The organism is Acinetobacter sp. 24-47-47, assembly GCF_057737035.1.
Window position 1 is genome coordinate 984,174 of record NZ_CM173216.1, and the last position, 14,917, is coordinate 999,090.

The window sequence follows — 14,917 nt, forward strand, 5'->3', positions numbered from 1 at the left end:
TCTTGAATATTGTTACAATTTTCAAAATTTAATGGGGAGCAGATGTCAATCGTAGATAAGCCAAAACAGCATGGTGGACGTCGAGAAGGTGCAGGGCGTAAACCCAAGCCTGATCAAGTGACCAAAGTCATTCGAGTGCCTGAAGCACGCATTCCTGATATTAAAGCACTTTTAAAAGCCAAACCCTTAGCGCATGAAATTCAACATATTCGTCAGCTTGATCCTGTCACTCATGTTGAAATCCCACTTGCAACCGAGCGTGTCCAAGCAGGTTTTCCATCACCGGCACAAGACTATATTGATAAAAAACTCGATTTAAACGAACACTTAATTAAAAATGAAACAGCGACCTTTATTGTTCGTGTGAACTCACAATCGATGCTGAATGTCGGGATTGATATTAATGATGAGCTGATTGTCGATCGTAGTATTGAAGCCAAACATCGAGATATTGTCATTGCTCTCGTCGATAACGAGTTTACGGTAAAGCGTCTGATTATGGATGCACTGGGTTGTTGGTTGAAAGCAGAGAATGAGGACTATTCTGATATCCATCCCTTAGAAGGACAACAATTCGAAATTTGGGGCGTGGTCACTAAACTGATTAAGAACTTTAAATGAGCCAACAAGAAATCTATGCGCTCGTTGATGTCAATAATTGCTATGTCTCATGTGAGCGGTTATTTAATCCTAAATTAAACCATCGTCCTGTGATTGTATTATCAAATAACGATGGTTGTGCTGTCGCACGTTCGCAAGAAGCCAAAGACTTGGGCATCAAAATGGGTGTACCTCTATTCCAGATCAAAGACATTGTGGAACAGCACAAGGTCGAAGTACTGTCAAGTAACTATGCCCTCTATGCAGAAATGTCACATCGCTTTCATCGCATCTTAGGGCAATACGTTGCGCCAGATGAACAGGAAATTTATTCAATCGATGAGTCTTTTCTGAAGCTCACTGCTTATGCTCAGCACTATGATTTAAACACCTATGCACAAGACATGCGAGCACGTATTCTAAAATGGATTGGTTTGCCTGTCTGTGTCGGGATTGGTCGCAGCAAAACGGAAGCTAAACTTGCCAACTATATGGCAAAAAAAGCTAAACGATTTAATGGGGTATGTAATCTTGTAGAGATGGATCCTAAACATCGAGATTACTTTTGGGGTTTAATCGATGTCAGCGAAGTCTGGGGAGTCGGACGGAAGCACAGTCAAAAACTCAAACAATATGGGATCAACACGGTTTTAGATTTGGTACAGTGCAATCCACATCGTTTAGGAAAAGCTTTTTCAGTGGTGATGCAACGTACCGTGATGGAACTGCAAGGGCAATCCTGTATGGAGCTTGAGCATGCACCAAAGCCACGTAAACAAATTGTCGCAAGTCGATCTTTTGGTGAAAAAATTACAGCACTCGATGATCTAAAAGAAGCTTTAGCCAAGTATGTACAAGATGCTGTGAAAAGACTCAGAGCTGAAAAAGCACTTTGTGGTACCGTCATTGTCTTTGTACAGTCTAATCCGTTTGATCGACATGTGCCGTATTATGGCAAGAGTGTTTCCATCGACCTTGATGAGCCAACGGATAGTGTCACCATGCTTGTACGTACAGCACTTCAACTCTTAGAACGTGTCTATAAACAAGAGGTCATTTATAAAAAATGTGGTGTCATTTTGACTGATATGTTGGATAAGCAGCATTATATTCCTGCCTTATTTGCCGATCATGAGCGTATCCAAAACAATGAAAATCTGATGCAAACCTATGAACAGATTCAACAACGATTTGGTAAGACCAAAATCGCTGTTGGAAGCTGTTATCTGCCCAACCGTAAATGGTCAGGTAAGCGAGAAAGTCTCAGTCGTAATTACTTTAGTTGGGAAGGGATGCTTAAAATTAATCATTAATTTTTTATTAATCAGTTCGATGTCACTAAACAAATGATGTAGCCTAATCAAAAAAGCATGAATTAAGAATCATACAGGGTTGTGAATAGTAATGAGAATGGATGTGCCGAGTGCACAAGAACAACTTAAGTTCCTTAAAAATATTCAGCTAATTTTACAATCAGGTAGTTTTAGCAGTACCTACAAGTTTGCATTACTGATTAGCCTGAGCCGATTGGCGATTGAGAAAGGTGAGGATACAGGTGGGAGCTTGTCACTTGAATATACGGATATTGCTGAGAAATTTATTGAGCTGTATTGGAAGCAAGCGGTGCCGTATGTGTTTAATGATGAAGGGCAACTGATCTTAAATCAGAATAATGGTAAGCAAGCAGCGATTGTAAAGCGGATTATTGAACTTCGGCAGAGTTACTCATCTCTTGGGCTGTTAAGACAAGATTCACAGGTATGGTTGAAGCTAGTAAAGGATGTGGAAAGAACTGTCAAAGACATGCCAGTGCGTTACTTGCAAAATATCAATGGTCAAAATTTTGAGTTTTTATATCAGCTTGATTACTGTGGAAAGCAACTCATTCTTATGCCTCAAGTCATGTACTACCTACGTCAATTCAGCGAGATCATTGAAGAGCTTTGTCAGAAGCGTTGGATCGACTATATCCGTAAGAACAGCACCAATGCACCCATCTTGAATCAATTACCTAACCTTGAGCAATTCATGTTTGAGTCGAGTCGAAGTCAGTTAAATGCTGTAGCAAATGTTTTGGTTGAGCTACAAGACTGTAAATGCTTCTACTGTAATAAGCCGATGCGAAAAGGTAATTATGCAGTCGATCACTTTATCCCTTGGTCGATGTACCCATCGGACACAGGGCATAACTTTGTGTTGACGGATTCCAGTTGTAATTCTAAGAAAAGTAATCTACTTGCATCAGATGAGTTTTTGCATAAGTGGCGGGAGCGGAATGAAGAACAGGATTTGATTATTATAGATCGGATTTCTGTACTTGGATTTTTAACAGATAAAGAGCGCTCGCATAAGGTAGCGGAGTGGGCTTATGCTCAGGGGATAGAAAATAATTATTTACTGTGGAACGGATAAAAAATCTAAGAGTGAGAAATTAGAATTCGTGGTAAATTAATCGTTTATCATAACTAGATAAATTTATTTTTATCAACATGATAGCTTGAAATTATAGCCCTATTTAAAAGAGTAAAATCTGAATGGAAAATACAATCCATACTTTACAAAATATTTTTAAAATCTCAATTTTTAGTATTCCTCAATATCAGCGTGCCTACGCTTGGGAAAAAGATAAGCAACTCCCGACATATTTAGATGATTTAAGGCAACAAGCTTTTGCGACGGATCGAAATCAAGACAAAAGTTATTTTCTTGGTACATTATTACTTCATCAAGTTGATCCTCTTAACAACGATAAAAATATTCATGTTGTGGATGGGCAGCAACGTTTAACGACTTCAGTCATATTTATTGCAGCAGCCTTATACTTTTTAGAAAACAATAAAGAAAAGATCGATGATCCAACGATAAAACTGAAATCCTTATATAGAAATTTTATATTCGATGATGATGAGGAAGTACATAAATTTAATACTATTCACGAAGATAATGCTTTCTTTAGATCAGCAATTTTGAAAACTACAAAGGGGAATACCACTGAAGCATCGCCTTCCTCAAAGCGCTTGAAAGAAGCCTATGATTTTTTCAGTAATGAAGTGAAGCCAGATGAATGGGTTAAATTATTAAAGGTTCTCATTAATGCAAAAGTGATGGTGTATTCAGTGCAAGATTCGGCTGATGCGACACTTATCTTCGAATTGCAAAATGATCGAGGCAAAAGGCTTACAGATTTAGAAGCTTTAAAAAGTTATCTAATGCACTTAATTTATCTGCATGCCAAAAATCCGAATGATAGCCTAGCGATTGTGCAAACTCATTTTTCAAATATTTATCGTTATATTGAAAGACAGTTAGAAAATAAACTAATTCCAAATGAAGACTCTATTTTGTCTTACCATGCTGTTAGCTACTTAAGTTGGCAAGCAGACGAATGGCGTCATCCTAAGGATCTGATCAAAAAGATTATCCAAAGAATGGAGCCTGACTCAATTCAAAATTGGGTTTTAGAATTTGTATCAAATCTAGAAGAGACTTATAAAGTATTCACTAAGCTTTTCGATAGTCTTGATACCTATACTGAATTTACGCATCTACTCATGGTCAAGAAGATGGCAGTATTTTGGCCACTTGTGATCAAAACATTTGTTTTAGACAAGACAGCGAATAAAAAGCAATTTTGCTTAGTGATGCGTTTAATGGAGGTATTTGCAGTAAGAGGTTATGCGTTGAGCGGAATTCGTTCAGATGCAGGCTTATCCACACTTTATGCAAGTGCGAGAGATTTCAAAGGTAATTATAAAGAGTTACAAGATTTACTATTTTCGATGTCATCATGGTGGGGTATGGAAAATAGGTTTACTAATAGTATTGAAAGCCCTACTTTCTATAATCAAAACAGAATTGATGCGACTTATATTCTTTGGCGTTATGAAAATTATTTACGCTCTCAGATAGGTCGGAAAGTTGAGCATTTGTCGTGGAAGCACTATTTAAAGCCTAAAGACAATGCTTCAAAACTAAGTTTGGAGCATATTGCTGCTAGAAATAACCCTATCAGTAATGCGGTAGTTGAGTGGGATGAAGGCGAGCAGAAACACTTCTATGAAGTTGCGACTCATCGAATCGGGAATTTAGTGATTGATTCCATCTCAGCAAATTCATCAAAAGGCGACTATGATTTTTCTGATAAATTAGATGCATTAAGTACTCATTCTACCTTCCTTAGCCAAGGAGAGTTAACGAAGTACGCTTTAAAAGGAGATGACATTTATTATTGGACAATTGATTCGATTAAGAGCCGCCAAAAAGATCTTGTAGCCTTTATTAAAGAAACTTGGAATCCTGAAAAATATTATCAATCAATTGATAGCATTGAAGAAGATGAGTTACAAGGTATGGTTACAGAGCATGAAGATGTATGAAGTGATCATTTGTAATAAGTGATTTGATGGTGAAGTCCATCTATATGGACTTCACCATCTATTAAATATAAAAATTACCAATTTTCTTGAAGAAGAGGGGAAGATGTCGAATATCAATAAGGCTCAACAAGAAGCTCTAAATACCTTAGATGGGCCAGTACTCATTATTGCAGGCCCCGGCTCAGGTAAGACATTTACCCTCGTTGAACGTATTGTGAAGTTGATTCAAGTTAAAGGTGTTCAGCCTGAATCGATTTTGGTTGTAACCTTTACTGAAAAAGCTGCGAGAGAGTTAACGACACGTATTTCAAATCGTCTGCTTGAGTTAAAAATTGACCTGAATTTGAATGAAATGTATTTAGGTACATTTCACTCAATTTGCTTAAGAGTCTTAGAAGAAAATCAGCAGTTTACTCGTCTTAAGCGAAGCTTTGCTTTGTATGATCAATTTGATCAGCAATTTCTAATCTATAAAAAGATGAAAGACTTTGCGGAGATAGAGGATTTCTATCTTTTAGTTAAAGAGGAACAGTCTAGGTGGAATAAGGCTAGCCAACTTCTCTCACTTTTAAATAAGGTGACTGAAGAAGCACTTACGTCTGAAGAGTTAATAGAAGCATCTGATATTGAAGTTTCTGTACTTGGTCATTGCTTGAAGAAATATCATGAGTTACTTGAAGAAAATAATGCCTTAGATTTTTCAACCATTCAATATGAGACCCTAAAACTTTTAGAAAATCAGCCTCACGTATTGGCTGAACTTCAAGAAAAATTAAAGTATCTCATGGTCGATGAATATCAAGATACGAATACGATTCAAGAGCGTATTCTAAAATTACTCATGGGGGAAGCTCAGAACCTTTGTGTGGTCGGTGATGATGACCAAGGTCTCTATCGTTTTCGTGGTGCGACTATTCGAAATATTTTAGAGTTTCCTAAAAATTTTGATTCAAATACTTGTAAGCAGATTCAGCTCACAACGAACTATCGTTCCCATCCTGATATTGTGAATTTCTTTGGTCAATGGATGCAAAGGCTTGAATGGGGATCAGGTGCTAATCGCTTCCGTTATGACAAAAATATTCGCGCTCGAGATGATGAGTTTCCAAATGTTCCTTCTGTTTTGAAAGTCACAGCAGCAGGCCGTGAAGAGTGGTATGAAGAAAATTATCAGTTTTTACTCTCTTTAAAAAATGATGGTTTGACCGATTGGAACCAAGTGGCATTCTTATTCCGCTCTGTTCAAAGTGAACGTGCAGTAGGTCTTGCTAATTATTTAGAAGAAAAAGGTATTCCTGTTTATTCCCCACGATCGAATCAGTTCTTTGATCGTGAAGAGATTAAATTGGTCATTGGTCTCTTTATTTTCTTATTCCCTAAATATTTTGAGATCTGTAAGTGGACTGAAAATCTTAAATTGACCATCTGGGACTACTACGATCAGCAATGTATTCCGTTAATTAAAGAAGAACTTCAAAAAACTGAAAACCAAGACTTGTTTAAATGGGCAGTAGAGCGAGCAAGAACACATCACCAGTTGGTTGAGAATACAGACTATGGTTTCACTGCATTATTTTATCAAGCGTTGCAGTTCCCACTATTCAGTCGTTATTTCTCAGATGAAGCATTAAATGGTTTAGATAAAGGCCGAGCAGCACGTAACTTATCTAAATTTTCATCACTACTCGCCAAGTTTGAACATTTGCACTATGTAACAGTCATTTCAAAAGAGTTTATCGATAAAAACTTAACAGACTTATTTAACCAATACTTCCGATTCCTGAAAGAGGGTGGTATTGGTGAGTATGAAGATGACTCTGAATATGCACCAACTGGCTGTGTATCTTTCCTGACGATTCACCAATCTAAGGGGTTGGAATATCCAGTGGTAATCACTTGTAGTTTGGAAGGTGTACCTCGCAAGAGTCATAGCCAACTCGATGAGATTCTAGAGAATAATTATTTTAATAAACCACCCTATGAGCCATTCGACTTAATTAAGAGCTTTGATTTTTGGCGTTTGTATTACACAGCATTTTCACGCGCACAAAACTTACTGGTCTTATCTGCAGAAATTAAAACGGGTCATGGGGCTTCACCATCCAAATACTTTAAGCCGATTGTCGATGGCCTAGTGAACTGGAGACATCCGGGACTTGATTTATCTCAAATTGAGTTTTCTCAAGTCAAAGAGATGAATTTGAAGCGTGAGTACGCTTTTACTTCACATATTCTCTTATTCGAAGCATGTCCTGAACAATATCGATTCTTTAAAGAACTTGAGTTTCATCCTGTTCGAGCGGGTGCTCAGATCTTTGGTACGTTGGTGCATCAAACGATTGAAGACATTCATAAGGCAGTATTGCGTAACGAAAGTCATCTTGTGACTCACGAGCAGATTCAAAGTTGGTTGAACACCAACTATATATATTTGTCTAAGAAAGAGCGACAGTTCTTGGCGCCTAGTACCATCAAGGCCATTGAGAAGCATGTGCTTAACTACTACGATCGTGAGAAACAGCATTTACATCGATTGCAGGAAGCTGAAGTTGAGATTTCCTTGGTGAAAGATCAATACATCTTGAAGGGTAGTATTGATTTAATTCGTGGCGAAGATGGCACAGTTGAGATTATTGATTTTAAATCTGAGCGTAAGCCTGATTTAGAGAAAGAGAAATCTAGATTGGAAACGTATCAACGTCAGCTTCAGCTCTATGCACACTTGTTAGAAGAGAAGACAGGGCAGACGGTAAGCCGTATGCACTTGTACTACACGGGTGAATCAGAGGGCTCTCCGTATGTCAGCTTTGATAAAAAAACAGAGCAGATTGAAAGAACGGTGAAACAGTTTGATCAAGTAGTATCTAGAATTGAAGCTAAAGATTATGGGATGACGTGTAGACCTGATAAGCTTTGCCCCAACTGTGACATGCGTTTTTACTGCGATCGTAAAAATTGGAATTTTGTGAAGGAAAGTCTTTAAATGACGACTGAAAATAATACTTTAGATTTGCCTGAAGAAAACCCTCAAGAGGGTGTATTTAAGGTTGAGCCAATTAAAGGCTATCCGATGTTGAATTGGAAAGGGAAGCGCCCTTTTAATTCGACTCGCTATTACCCAGCACAATTAAAAGAACAACATGGTGAAGCCGTTAATGGTTGGCTCAATAAGATTTTTTGGGGTGATAACCTTCAGGTCATGTCACATTTGCTACGTGAGTTTCGTGGCAAAGTTGATTTGATTTATATTGATCCACCTTTTGATTCTAAAGCAGACTATAAGAAAAAAGTGAGTTTAAGAGCTGGAACAGCAGAAAATGATCAGACAGCATTTGAAGAAAAACAATATACAGATATATGGGCAAATGATGATTACCTTCAATTTATTTTTGAAAGGATCTGTTTGTTAAGAGAATTGCTTAGTAACAAAGGTGTTTTATTTGTTCATTGTGATTGGAGAAAAAACTTCCATATTAGAGCAATATTAGAAGAGATTTTTGGTAGTCAAAATTATAGAAATGAGATTATTTGGGTAAGATCAACAAATCCAAAGGGTTCTCAACATATAAGTAATAAATTTGATGTGTTTACAGATACGATTCACTTTGTATCTAAAACCGATGATTATGCTTTTAATTCTGATGATATACGCATTCCTTTGACGGAAGACGAAATGCAAGAAAAATATCATCGTGCAGATGATATAGGTCCTTTTTACGATGGTCCTATTGAGTGTTCGGCTTCAATGGGGGCTAGACCAAATCTAGTATATGAATATAAAGGATATACTCCTGGGATCTCTGGTTGGAGATTATCACGTGAAAAACTTGAAGAGCTAGATCGTAAAGGTAATTTGGGTTGGACTTCTAATAACAGACCATTCCGAAAACTTAGACCAGAAGATGATAAAGGGAAACCTATTGGAAACTTTTGGAATGATATTTCATTGTTAAATTCACAATCTGCAGAACGGGTGGGCTACCCAACACAGAAACCTGAAAAATTGTTAGAGCGAATTATCAAGGCATGTACAAATCCTAATGATATCGTCTTCGATTGCTTTATGGGTTCAGGAACAACTCAAGCCGTTGCAATGAAACTTGGTCGTAAGTTTATTGGTGCTGACATTAACTTAGGTGCGATTCAAACTACAACTAAGCGTTTGATTAAAGTTGCTGAGGAACTCAAAAATACTCAACCTGAGTTAGGTGATGAGCAAGCACTCTACACTGGTTTTGAAGTCTACAACGTTAACCATTACGACGTATTCAGAAACCCTGTTCAAGCAAAAGAACTGCTTATTCAAGCTTTAGATATTCAGCCAATTCCTAACAGCATTTATGACGGTGAAAAAGATGGCCGAATGGTCAAACTTATGCCAGTGAACCATATTGCAACTAAAGGTGATGTTGATGATTTAATTCATAACGTAGACTATAAAGCATTTGAAAAACGTAAAGAAGAAAAGCCAAATCAGCCCGTTGAAAAAATGACTTTAATCTGTATGGGGCATGAGCCTGATTTAGCTGCATTTGTGGAACAATCAATTAATTATAAACTTGATATTCAAGTGGTTGATATCTTACGTGACCGTTCAGATCTACAATTTAAACGTGACTCCGAAGCACTGTTCAAAGTTGAAAATGACCAGTTAGTGGTAGATAAATTCTATCCAATGAACTTACTACAAAAACTTTCACAAACCAAAGATACCGTATCTGATTGGCGTGAAATGGTCGAAAGTATCATGATTGATTGGAACTATGATGGTGCGGTATTCCAACCAGCATTAACAGACATTCCAGCTAGAAATGAACTTGTCCAAGGTACTTATACAATCCCTAAAGATGCTGGCACGATTCGTATTAAGATCACAGATCTCCTTTCTGAGTCATTAGAGCGTAATTTAACAGATGAGGAGTTAGCGAATGGCTAAAAAACCTAACTCTTCGGCGGCACTAGACTTTGCTTTCTTTAATTATTTATGGGCTTTCTATGCTGAAAATAAGGGCGCGATCAAAAAAAATTACCGTGATTTGAGTAAAAAATTTCTTGATTACAATGATCCGAGTAATCGTCCTGATGCATTTTTGCGAAGACCTCAATTTGAGGCTTTGGAAACTTATATCTTTCTAAAAGAGTTTCTAAATAATGCCAAAGTTGAGAAGATTTTTGAGGATTGGTACGACTCAAAAAATCAATTTGAAAACAGAAGAGCCACTGGATTTGGCGAAGATGATTCATTGCAAGGCAATCTATTGCTGGGTGATGTCATCGAGCTTAAAAATTATCAAGCTGTTTTAAAGAAAATGAAGGATAACAGTCGAAGTTATCCTAACTATATCTTTGCATTGACCATGGGTACGGGTAAGACCTTACTCATGGCGACGTGTATTTTCTATGAATTCCTATTGGCAAATAAATGGCCAAAGGATGAAAAATACTGTCATAACGCTTTGATCTTTGCACCTGATAAAACCGTATTACAGTCTCTTCGAGAGATTGAATTTTTCGACAAATCTAAAGTAGTTCCCAAAGAATATGTGGGTATTTTTGAAGCTAACCTAAATATTACTTTTTTAGATGAGGCTGGGACATCACTTAATACTTTGGATGGCTCTAGGTTCAACTTGATCGTATCAAATACACAAAAAATTATTTTGAAGCGTCAACATGCTGAAAAGACGGCGACACAGCAATTATTTGAAAATAGCCAACCTAATTACGGCGAGTTCGCAGAGCTTTATGGTGATCTAGGTCTGCCAGCCAATGAAGATGATCTAAAGACAAACCAACGTTTTGAGAAGTTATCACGTCTGCCTCAGCTCGGTATTTTCGTAGATGAAGCACATCACTCTTTTGGCCAAGCTTTGAAAAAGGATATGATGGGTGGTACGACAAAGACGGATAATAGTTTACGTCGAACGATCGATGAGCTTGCTAAGAATTTGAATGAAGCTGGCACTCGGGTTGTTGCATGTTTCAATTATACGGGAACACCATATGTAGGTAAGGATGTCCTTCCTGAAGTGGTCTATGCATTTAATTTAAAAAATGCGATTCAGGAACATTATCTAAAAAGCCCAGCAGTACACTCTTATACAACGACACGTACAGAAGAGTTTGTAAAGATCGCTGTTAAAGATTTCTTAGATGCGACAAAAGATATCAAGCCAGAAGGATTATTACCGAAGCTTGCTTTCTTTGCATCAACAGTTGAAGAACTTACAGAAGAGTTGAAGCCTGAGTTAGAACGTCAGTTAGCTGCTCATGGGATCTCTACGGATAAGATTTTGGTTAACGTTGGTGATGACAAAATTACCAAGTCGGATGATATCCGTAACTTCAATAATCTCGATGTTGCAGGTACGGAAGGAGCAGATAAGCAATTCATTTTATTGGTGAATAAAGGCCGAGAAGGATGGAACTGTCGCTCTTTGTTTGGCGTAGCAATGTATCGCTCGCCAAAGTCTAAAGTTTTTGTACTTCAAGCAACGATGCGTTGTTTACGTTCTATTGGCAAACAACAATACACGGGTTCGATTTACTTAAGCAAAGAGAACTATGACATCCTTGATGCTGAGCTTCAGGCTAACTTTAGAATGACGGCTTCAGATTTTAATGACAATCAACCCCCGACCAGAAATATGCTCAATGTTCAGGTTCGTGAAGATGTCAAAATTAAATTGAAGCATGTTAAGCAAACCATCAAGTTAAAAGAGAAAGAATTTGTAAAAGGCACAGCACTAGAACTTGATCCATCGAATGCTGATGCTTGGAATGAGCTAACCAAAGACTATAAAATCATCCAAGTGACTACGACAAATCTTGAAGCTAGAGACTTTAATTCTGCTCAATATAGTAAGACGACAGATCGGACGAGTGAGAAGACGAAAGGTGAATATTCAGCTTTGACGTTAGTTGCTGAGATATCTCGTTATCTCAACTTGAGCCCTATTCGAATCGAAACCATGCTTGAACAGACTAAAGAGGGCCTTCAGCAAATCCTAGACTGTGTGAATGAGTTTAATGAATTGCTTTACGATGTAGTTATTCCGAGACTTTTCAAAGCGATTTACGATCAAGAAATTGAAAAAGAAACGATTGAAAAAGAAGTTCAGTTAATCATACCTCCTGCAGTTGGTGGCTTATCATTCTATGAAATTGCTGAAGGTAAGGGGGGAACATCACGCTACTCAACTACCCAAGAGGAATGGAGAGATAAAAGCTTCAATCTCGATACTTATACCTTTGATTCAAATCCTGAATATGCATTGTTCTGGGATTTATTAAAGGATGAAGATGTAGAGAAAATCTACTTTACAGGTATGTTTACAGATAAGTCGAAAACTGAGTTCTATTTCCAATATATTGATCCAGACTCGTATGCCTTAAGAAACTACTACCCTGATTTTCTTGTGCAATTGAAAAATGGCCAATACATCATTGTAGAAGTTAAAGGTGATCATCAGTATGAAGATCCAACCGTTTTAGCAAAAGCTAAAGCTGCAAAAGAATACGCGAGTATGAGTGATATTGAATATCGAATGATCAAAGGGACAGATGCCGATGCTCATCTTTATCAGCATTTGATTGCTGGAGGGAATGTGGCGGAAAAAGCCGGGAATCTTCTTAGTTAAATAAAAGAGGCCGTGGCAAATGCCACGGTCTCTTTTATTTTATATGGGTAAATCAGGGTAAATAAAAATTGAAATAATGCTTGAGATTAAAGGATTTAATAGCTGAGTTAAACTGTCACCACCTCTAAGCTAACTACATTGTAAAATAATAAAATTCCGATTAAAAAATTAATTGAAGCTGTAAATTTTTAAAATCTAAATTAAAAAATATCAAAAACAATAAATTATATATTTGATATAGCTGTTCTAATAACTCCCCATATAAGTACTGAAGAATTACACTATGCATCTAACAGATTCGCAGCAGTCGATGTGCGTTGTTCAAGTAACAGAGACTTAGGGTGAGGAATTAATTGTAATTGAATTTTCGATAAGTGTCATACTCTCTAAAAATGGTGCAACGAAGCTAAATTAACAAAAAAGTAAAAAAAGTAAAGATGTGTGGTATTGAGGATTATGGATAAATAAAGTAGATTTCGTCACAATGTTTAATTTTATAATAATAATCGTTAAAAATGAGAAAATTTTTTTATCTAAGTTTGAGTTGTTTTTTTACTTTAAATACTGTGTGTGCTGCTAGTCAAAATGTGAGTACTTCTAGTGTAAAGCCTTTATTTCCTGAAGAGATTTTTTTACCCGAATTGATTAGGCAAGACCAGCGGTTAAAAGATTTAAAACAGCAGCTAGATACACAAACTAATGTTAAACCTAAAACTTATAATTTAGCTATACAGAAATCACTAATTATTGATGAAATCCCTTGTTTTGATATCCAAAGAATAGTTTTAGACGTAGATGATTTGAAACCTAAGACGACAGATGCTTTTGTTTTTTTGACTAAATTACTCAATAAAAAAAATGGTCAAATTATAGGGCAGTGTATAGGTACTAAGAGTTTACAGAATGTGGTGAGATTCGCTCAGAATGAATTGATCAAGAAAGGTTTTGTCACGACTCAAATTGTGGTGCCTGAACAGGATATGACTCAAGGGATAATAAGATTTGAATTGGTGCCAGGACGTATAGCTAAGATCAGTCATAATGGGCCTGATATTTCAGTTCTGCAGTTAAGGACAGCCCTTCCTTTTACAGAAGGCGATATTCTTAATATTCGTTTAATAGACCAAGCATTAGAAAATTTAAAAAAAGTATCTGGATTAGAGGTTGATATTCAAATAGAGCCCGCTACAGAAGAAACAGCAGTAGGGCACAGTAATATTCTGATTAGTACGCAACCTTATAAAAAACTTAATGTTAGCGTGTCTGTAGATGATTCGGGTAATAAAAGCACTGGCCAATATATTGGTAACATTGGACTGACCCTGAATAATCCTGCCCGAATGAATGACAGGCTGTATCTTAATTTCAGCCATTCACTTGATGATTTTGATCAAGACCGTAATAAAAGTTACTTTGCTAGCTATCAATTACCGTTCCAGACTTTTGACTTGAGTGCAACTTACAACTGGTATGAATACGATCAGTATGTTGCGGGTTATGAGAGTCCGATTTTATACAGTGGTGAAAGTCAGCAGGCTAATATCACCTTGTCTAAAATGTTGTTACGCGGAACCCAATATAAAACTTCCGTATATGGCAAATTTTATCAAAAACAAAACCGCAACTATATTGAAGATATTGAAATCGGTGTTCAGCATCGACGTACAGCTGGCTGGCATGCGGGTATTCAGCATAAGCACTATATTGGCAATACCTTAGTCGATGTCGGATTAGATTATCGAAGAGGGGTGGGCGCTTTTAATTCACTTGCTGCGCCAGAAGAAGAAATTACCGACATTTTTGGAAATCCACTTCCGGTTGAAGGTTACTCACGTGCACCACTCTGGAGTGCTGATTTGCGAATAAATTATCCTTTTAATTTATTCAATCAGGCAGCTCAATACCGCATAAATTGGAAAGGGCAATATACGCCCAAGGTCTTGGTGCCCCAAGACCGTCTCCATATTGGTGGTCGCTATAGTGTTCGTGGCTTCGATGGTGAAATCATGTTATCTGGAGATAATGGTCATTTTCTGCAGCAAGAAATAAATATCAATACTCCCTTGAACAGCCAAGTCTATCTAGGGATAGATCAGGGGTGGGTTACTGGGAAGCACAGTATTGCGGGGCAGCGTTATTTAGCAGGGGGAGTTACGGGAATACGTAGCTACTACCAGGGGCTATATCTGGATGCTTTTGTTGGACACGGACTGGTTACTCCACAGAGTATAAAAAAAGAGTTTATTGCGGGCTTTAGCCTGAATTATTCTTTTTAAAGCTTTTAATTTAAAAAATTATTTA

General features: G+C 37.2%; 8 protein-coding genes. All 8 read left to right on the forward strand.

Translation table 11 applies throughout. From position 1 onward, the window contains the following. Window positions 1-42: 42 nt before the first annotated feature. Window positions 43-621 (forward strand): LexA family protein, encoded by a 579-nt coding sequence (locus AC1M9E_RS04575; protein ID WP_488225068.1) that lies wholly within the window; start codon window positions 43-45, stop codon window positions 619-621. After that, window positions 618-1,913, forward strand: coding sequence for a Y-family DNA polymerase (locus tag AC1M9E_RS04580; protein WP_488225069.1), 1,296 nt, complete (start codon window positions 618-620; stop codon window positions 1,911-1,913). The genes AC1M9E_RS04575 and AC1M9E_RS04580 overlap by 4 nt, the downstream gene beginning before the upstream one ends. Before the next feature lie 97 nt (window positions 1,914-2,010). Continuing rightward, window positions 2,011-3,012, forward strand: coding sequence for an HNH endonuclease domain-containing protein (locus AC1M9E_RS04585; RefSeq protein WP_488225196.1), 1,002 nt, complete (start codon window positions 2,011-2,013; stop codon window positions 3,010-3,012). A gap of 122 nt (window positions 3,013-3,134) precedes the next feature. Further along, window positions 3,135-4,976, forward strand: a complete 1,842-nt coding sequence (locus tag AC1M9E_RS04590; RefSeq protein WP_488225070.1) for a DUF262 domain-containing protein — start codon at window positions 3,135-3,137, stop codon at window positions 4,974-4,976. Window positions 4,977-5,079: 103 nt separating this feature from the next. Next, a complete protein-coding gene (locus AC1M9E_RS04595) occupies window positions 5,080-7,959 on the forward strand; it encodes an ATP-dependent helicase (RefSeq protein WP_488225071.1) in 2,880 nt (959 codons plus the stop codon). Further along, complete coding sequence (locus AC1M9E_RS04600) at window positions 7,960-9,912, forward strand: site-specific DNA-methyltransferase (RefSeq protein WP_488225072.1); 1,953 nt, start codon at window positions 7,960-7,962, stop codon at window positions 9,910-9,912. It abuts the gene before it with no gap. Beyond that, window positions 9,905-12,616, forward strand: coding sequence for a TnsA endonuclease N-terminal domain-containing protein (locus AC1M9E_RS04605; RefSeq protein WP_488225073.1), 2,712 nt, complete (start codon window positions 9,905-9,907; stop codon window positions 12,614-12,616). Before AC1M9E_RS04600 ends, AC1M9E_RS04605 begins: the two co-directional genes overlap by 8 nt. Window positions 12,617-13,131: 515 nt before the next feature. Further along, window positions 13,132-14,892: a ShlB/FhaC/HecB family hemolysin secretion/activation protein gene (locus tag AC1M9E_RS04610; RefSeq protein WP_488225074.1), complete on the forward strand. Its 1,761-nt coding sequence runs from the start codon at window positions 13,132-13,134 to the stop codon at window positions 14,890-14,892. Window positions 14,893-14,917: the final 25 nt, after the last annotated feature.

Coding starts and splice junctions, on each gene's coding strand:
- AC1M9E_RS04580 (WP_488225069.1), top strand. CDS start 618: ATGAGCCAACAAGAAATCTATGCGCTCGTTGATGTCAATAATTGCTAT.
- AC1M9E_RS04600 (WP_488225072.1), top strand. CDS start 7,960: ATGACGACTGAAAATAATACTTTAGATTTGCCTGAAGAAAACCCTCAA.
- AC1M9E_RS04610 (WP_488225074.1), top strand. CDS start 13,132: ATGAGAAAATTTTTTTATCTAAGTTTGAGTTGTTTTTTTACTTTAAAT.
- AC1M9E_RS04595 (WP_488225071.1), top strand. CDS start 5,080: ATGTCGAATATCAATAAGGCTCAACAAGAAGCTCTAAATACCTTAGAT.
- AC1M9E_RS04590 (WP_488225070.1), top strand. CDS start 3,135: ATGGAAAATACAATCCATACTTTACAAAATATTTTTAAAATCTCAATT.
- AC1M9E_RS04585 (WP_488225196.1), top strand. CDS start 2,011: ATGGATGTGCCGAGTGCACAAGAACAACTTAAGTTCCTTAAAAATATT.
- AC1M9E_RS04575 (WP_488225068.1), top strand. CDS start 43: ATGTCAATCGTAGATAAGCCAAAACAGCATGGTGGACGTCGAGAAGGT.
- AC1M9E_RS04605 (WP_488225073.1), top strand. CDS start 9,905: ATGGCTAAAAAACCTAACTCTTCGGCGGCACTAGACTTTGCTTTCTTT.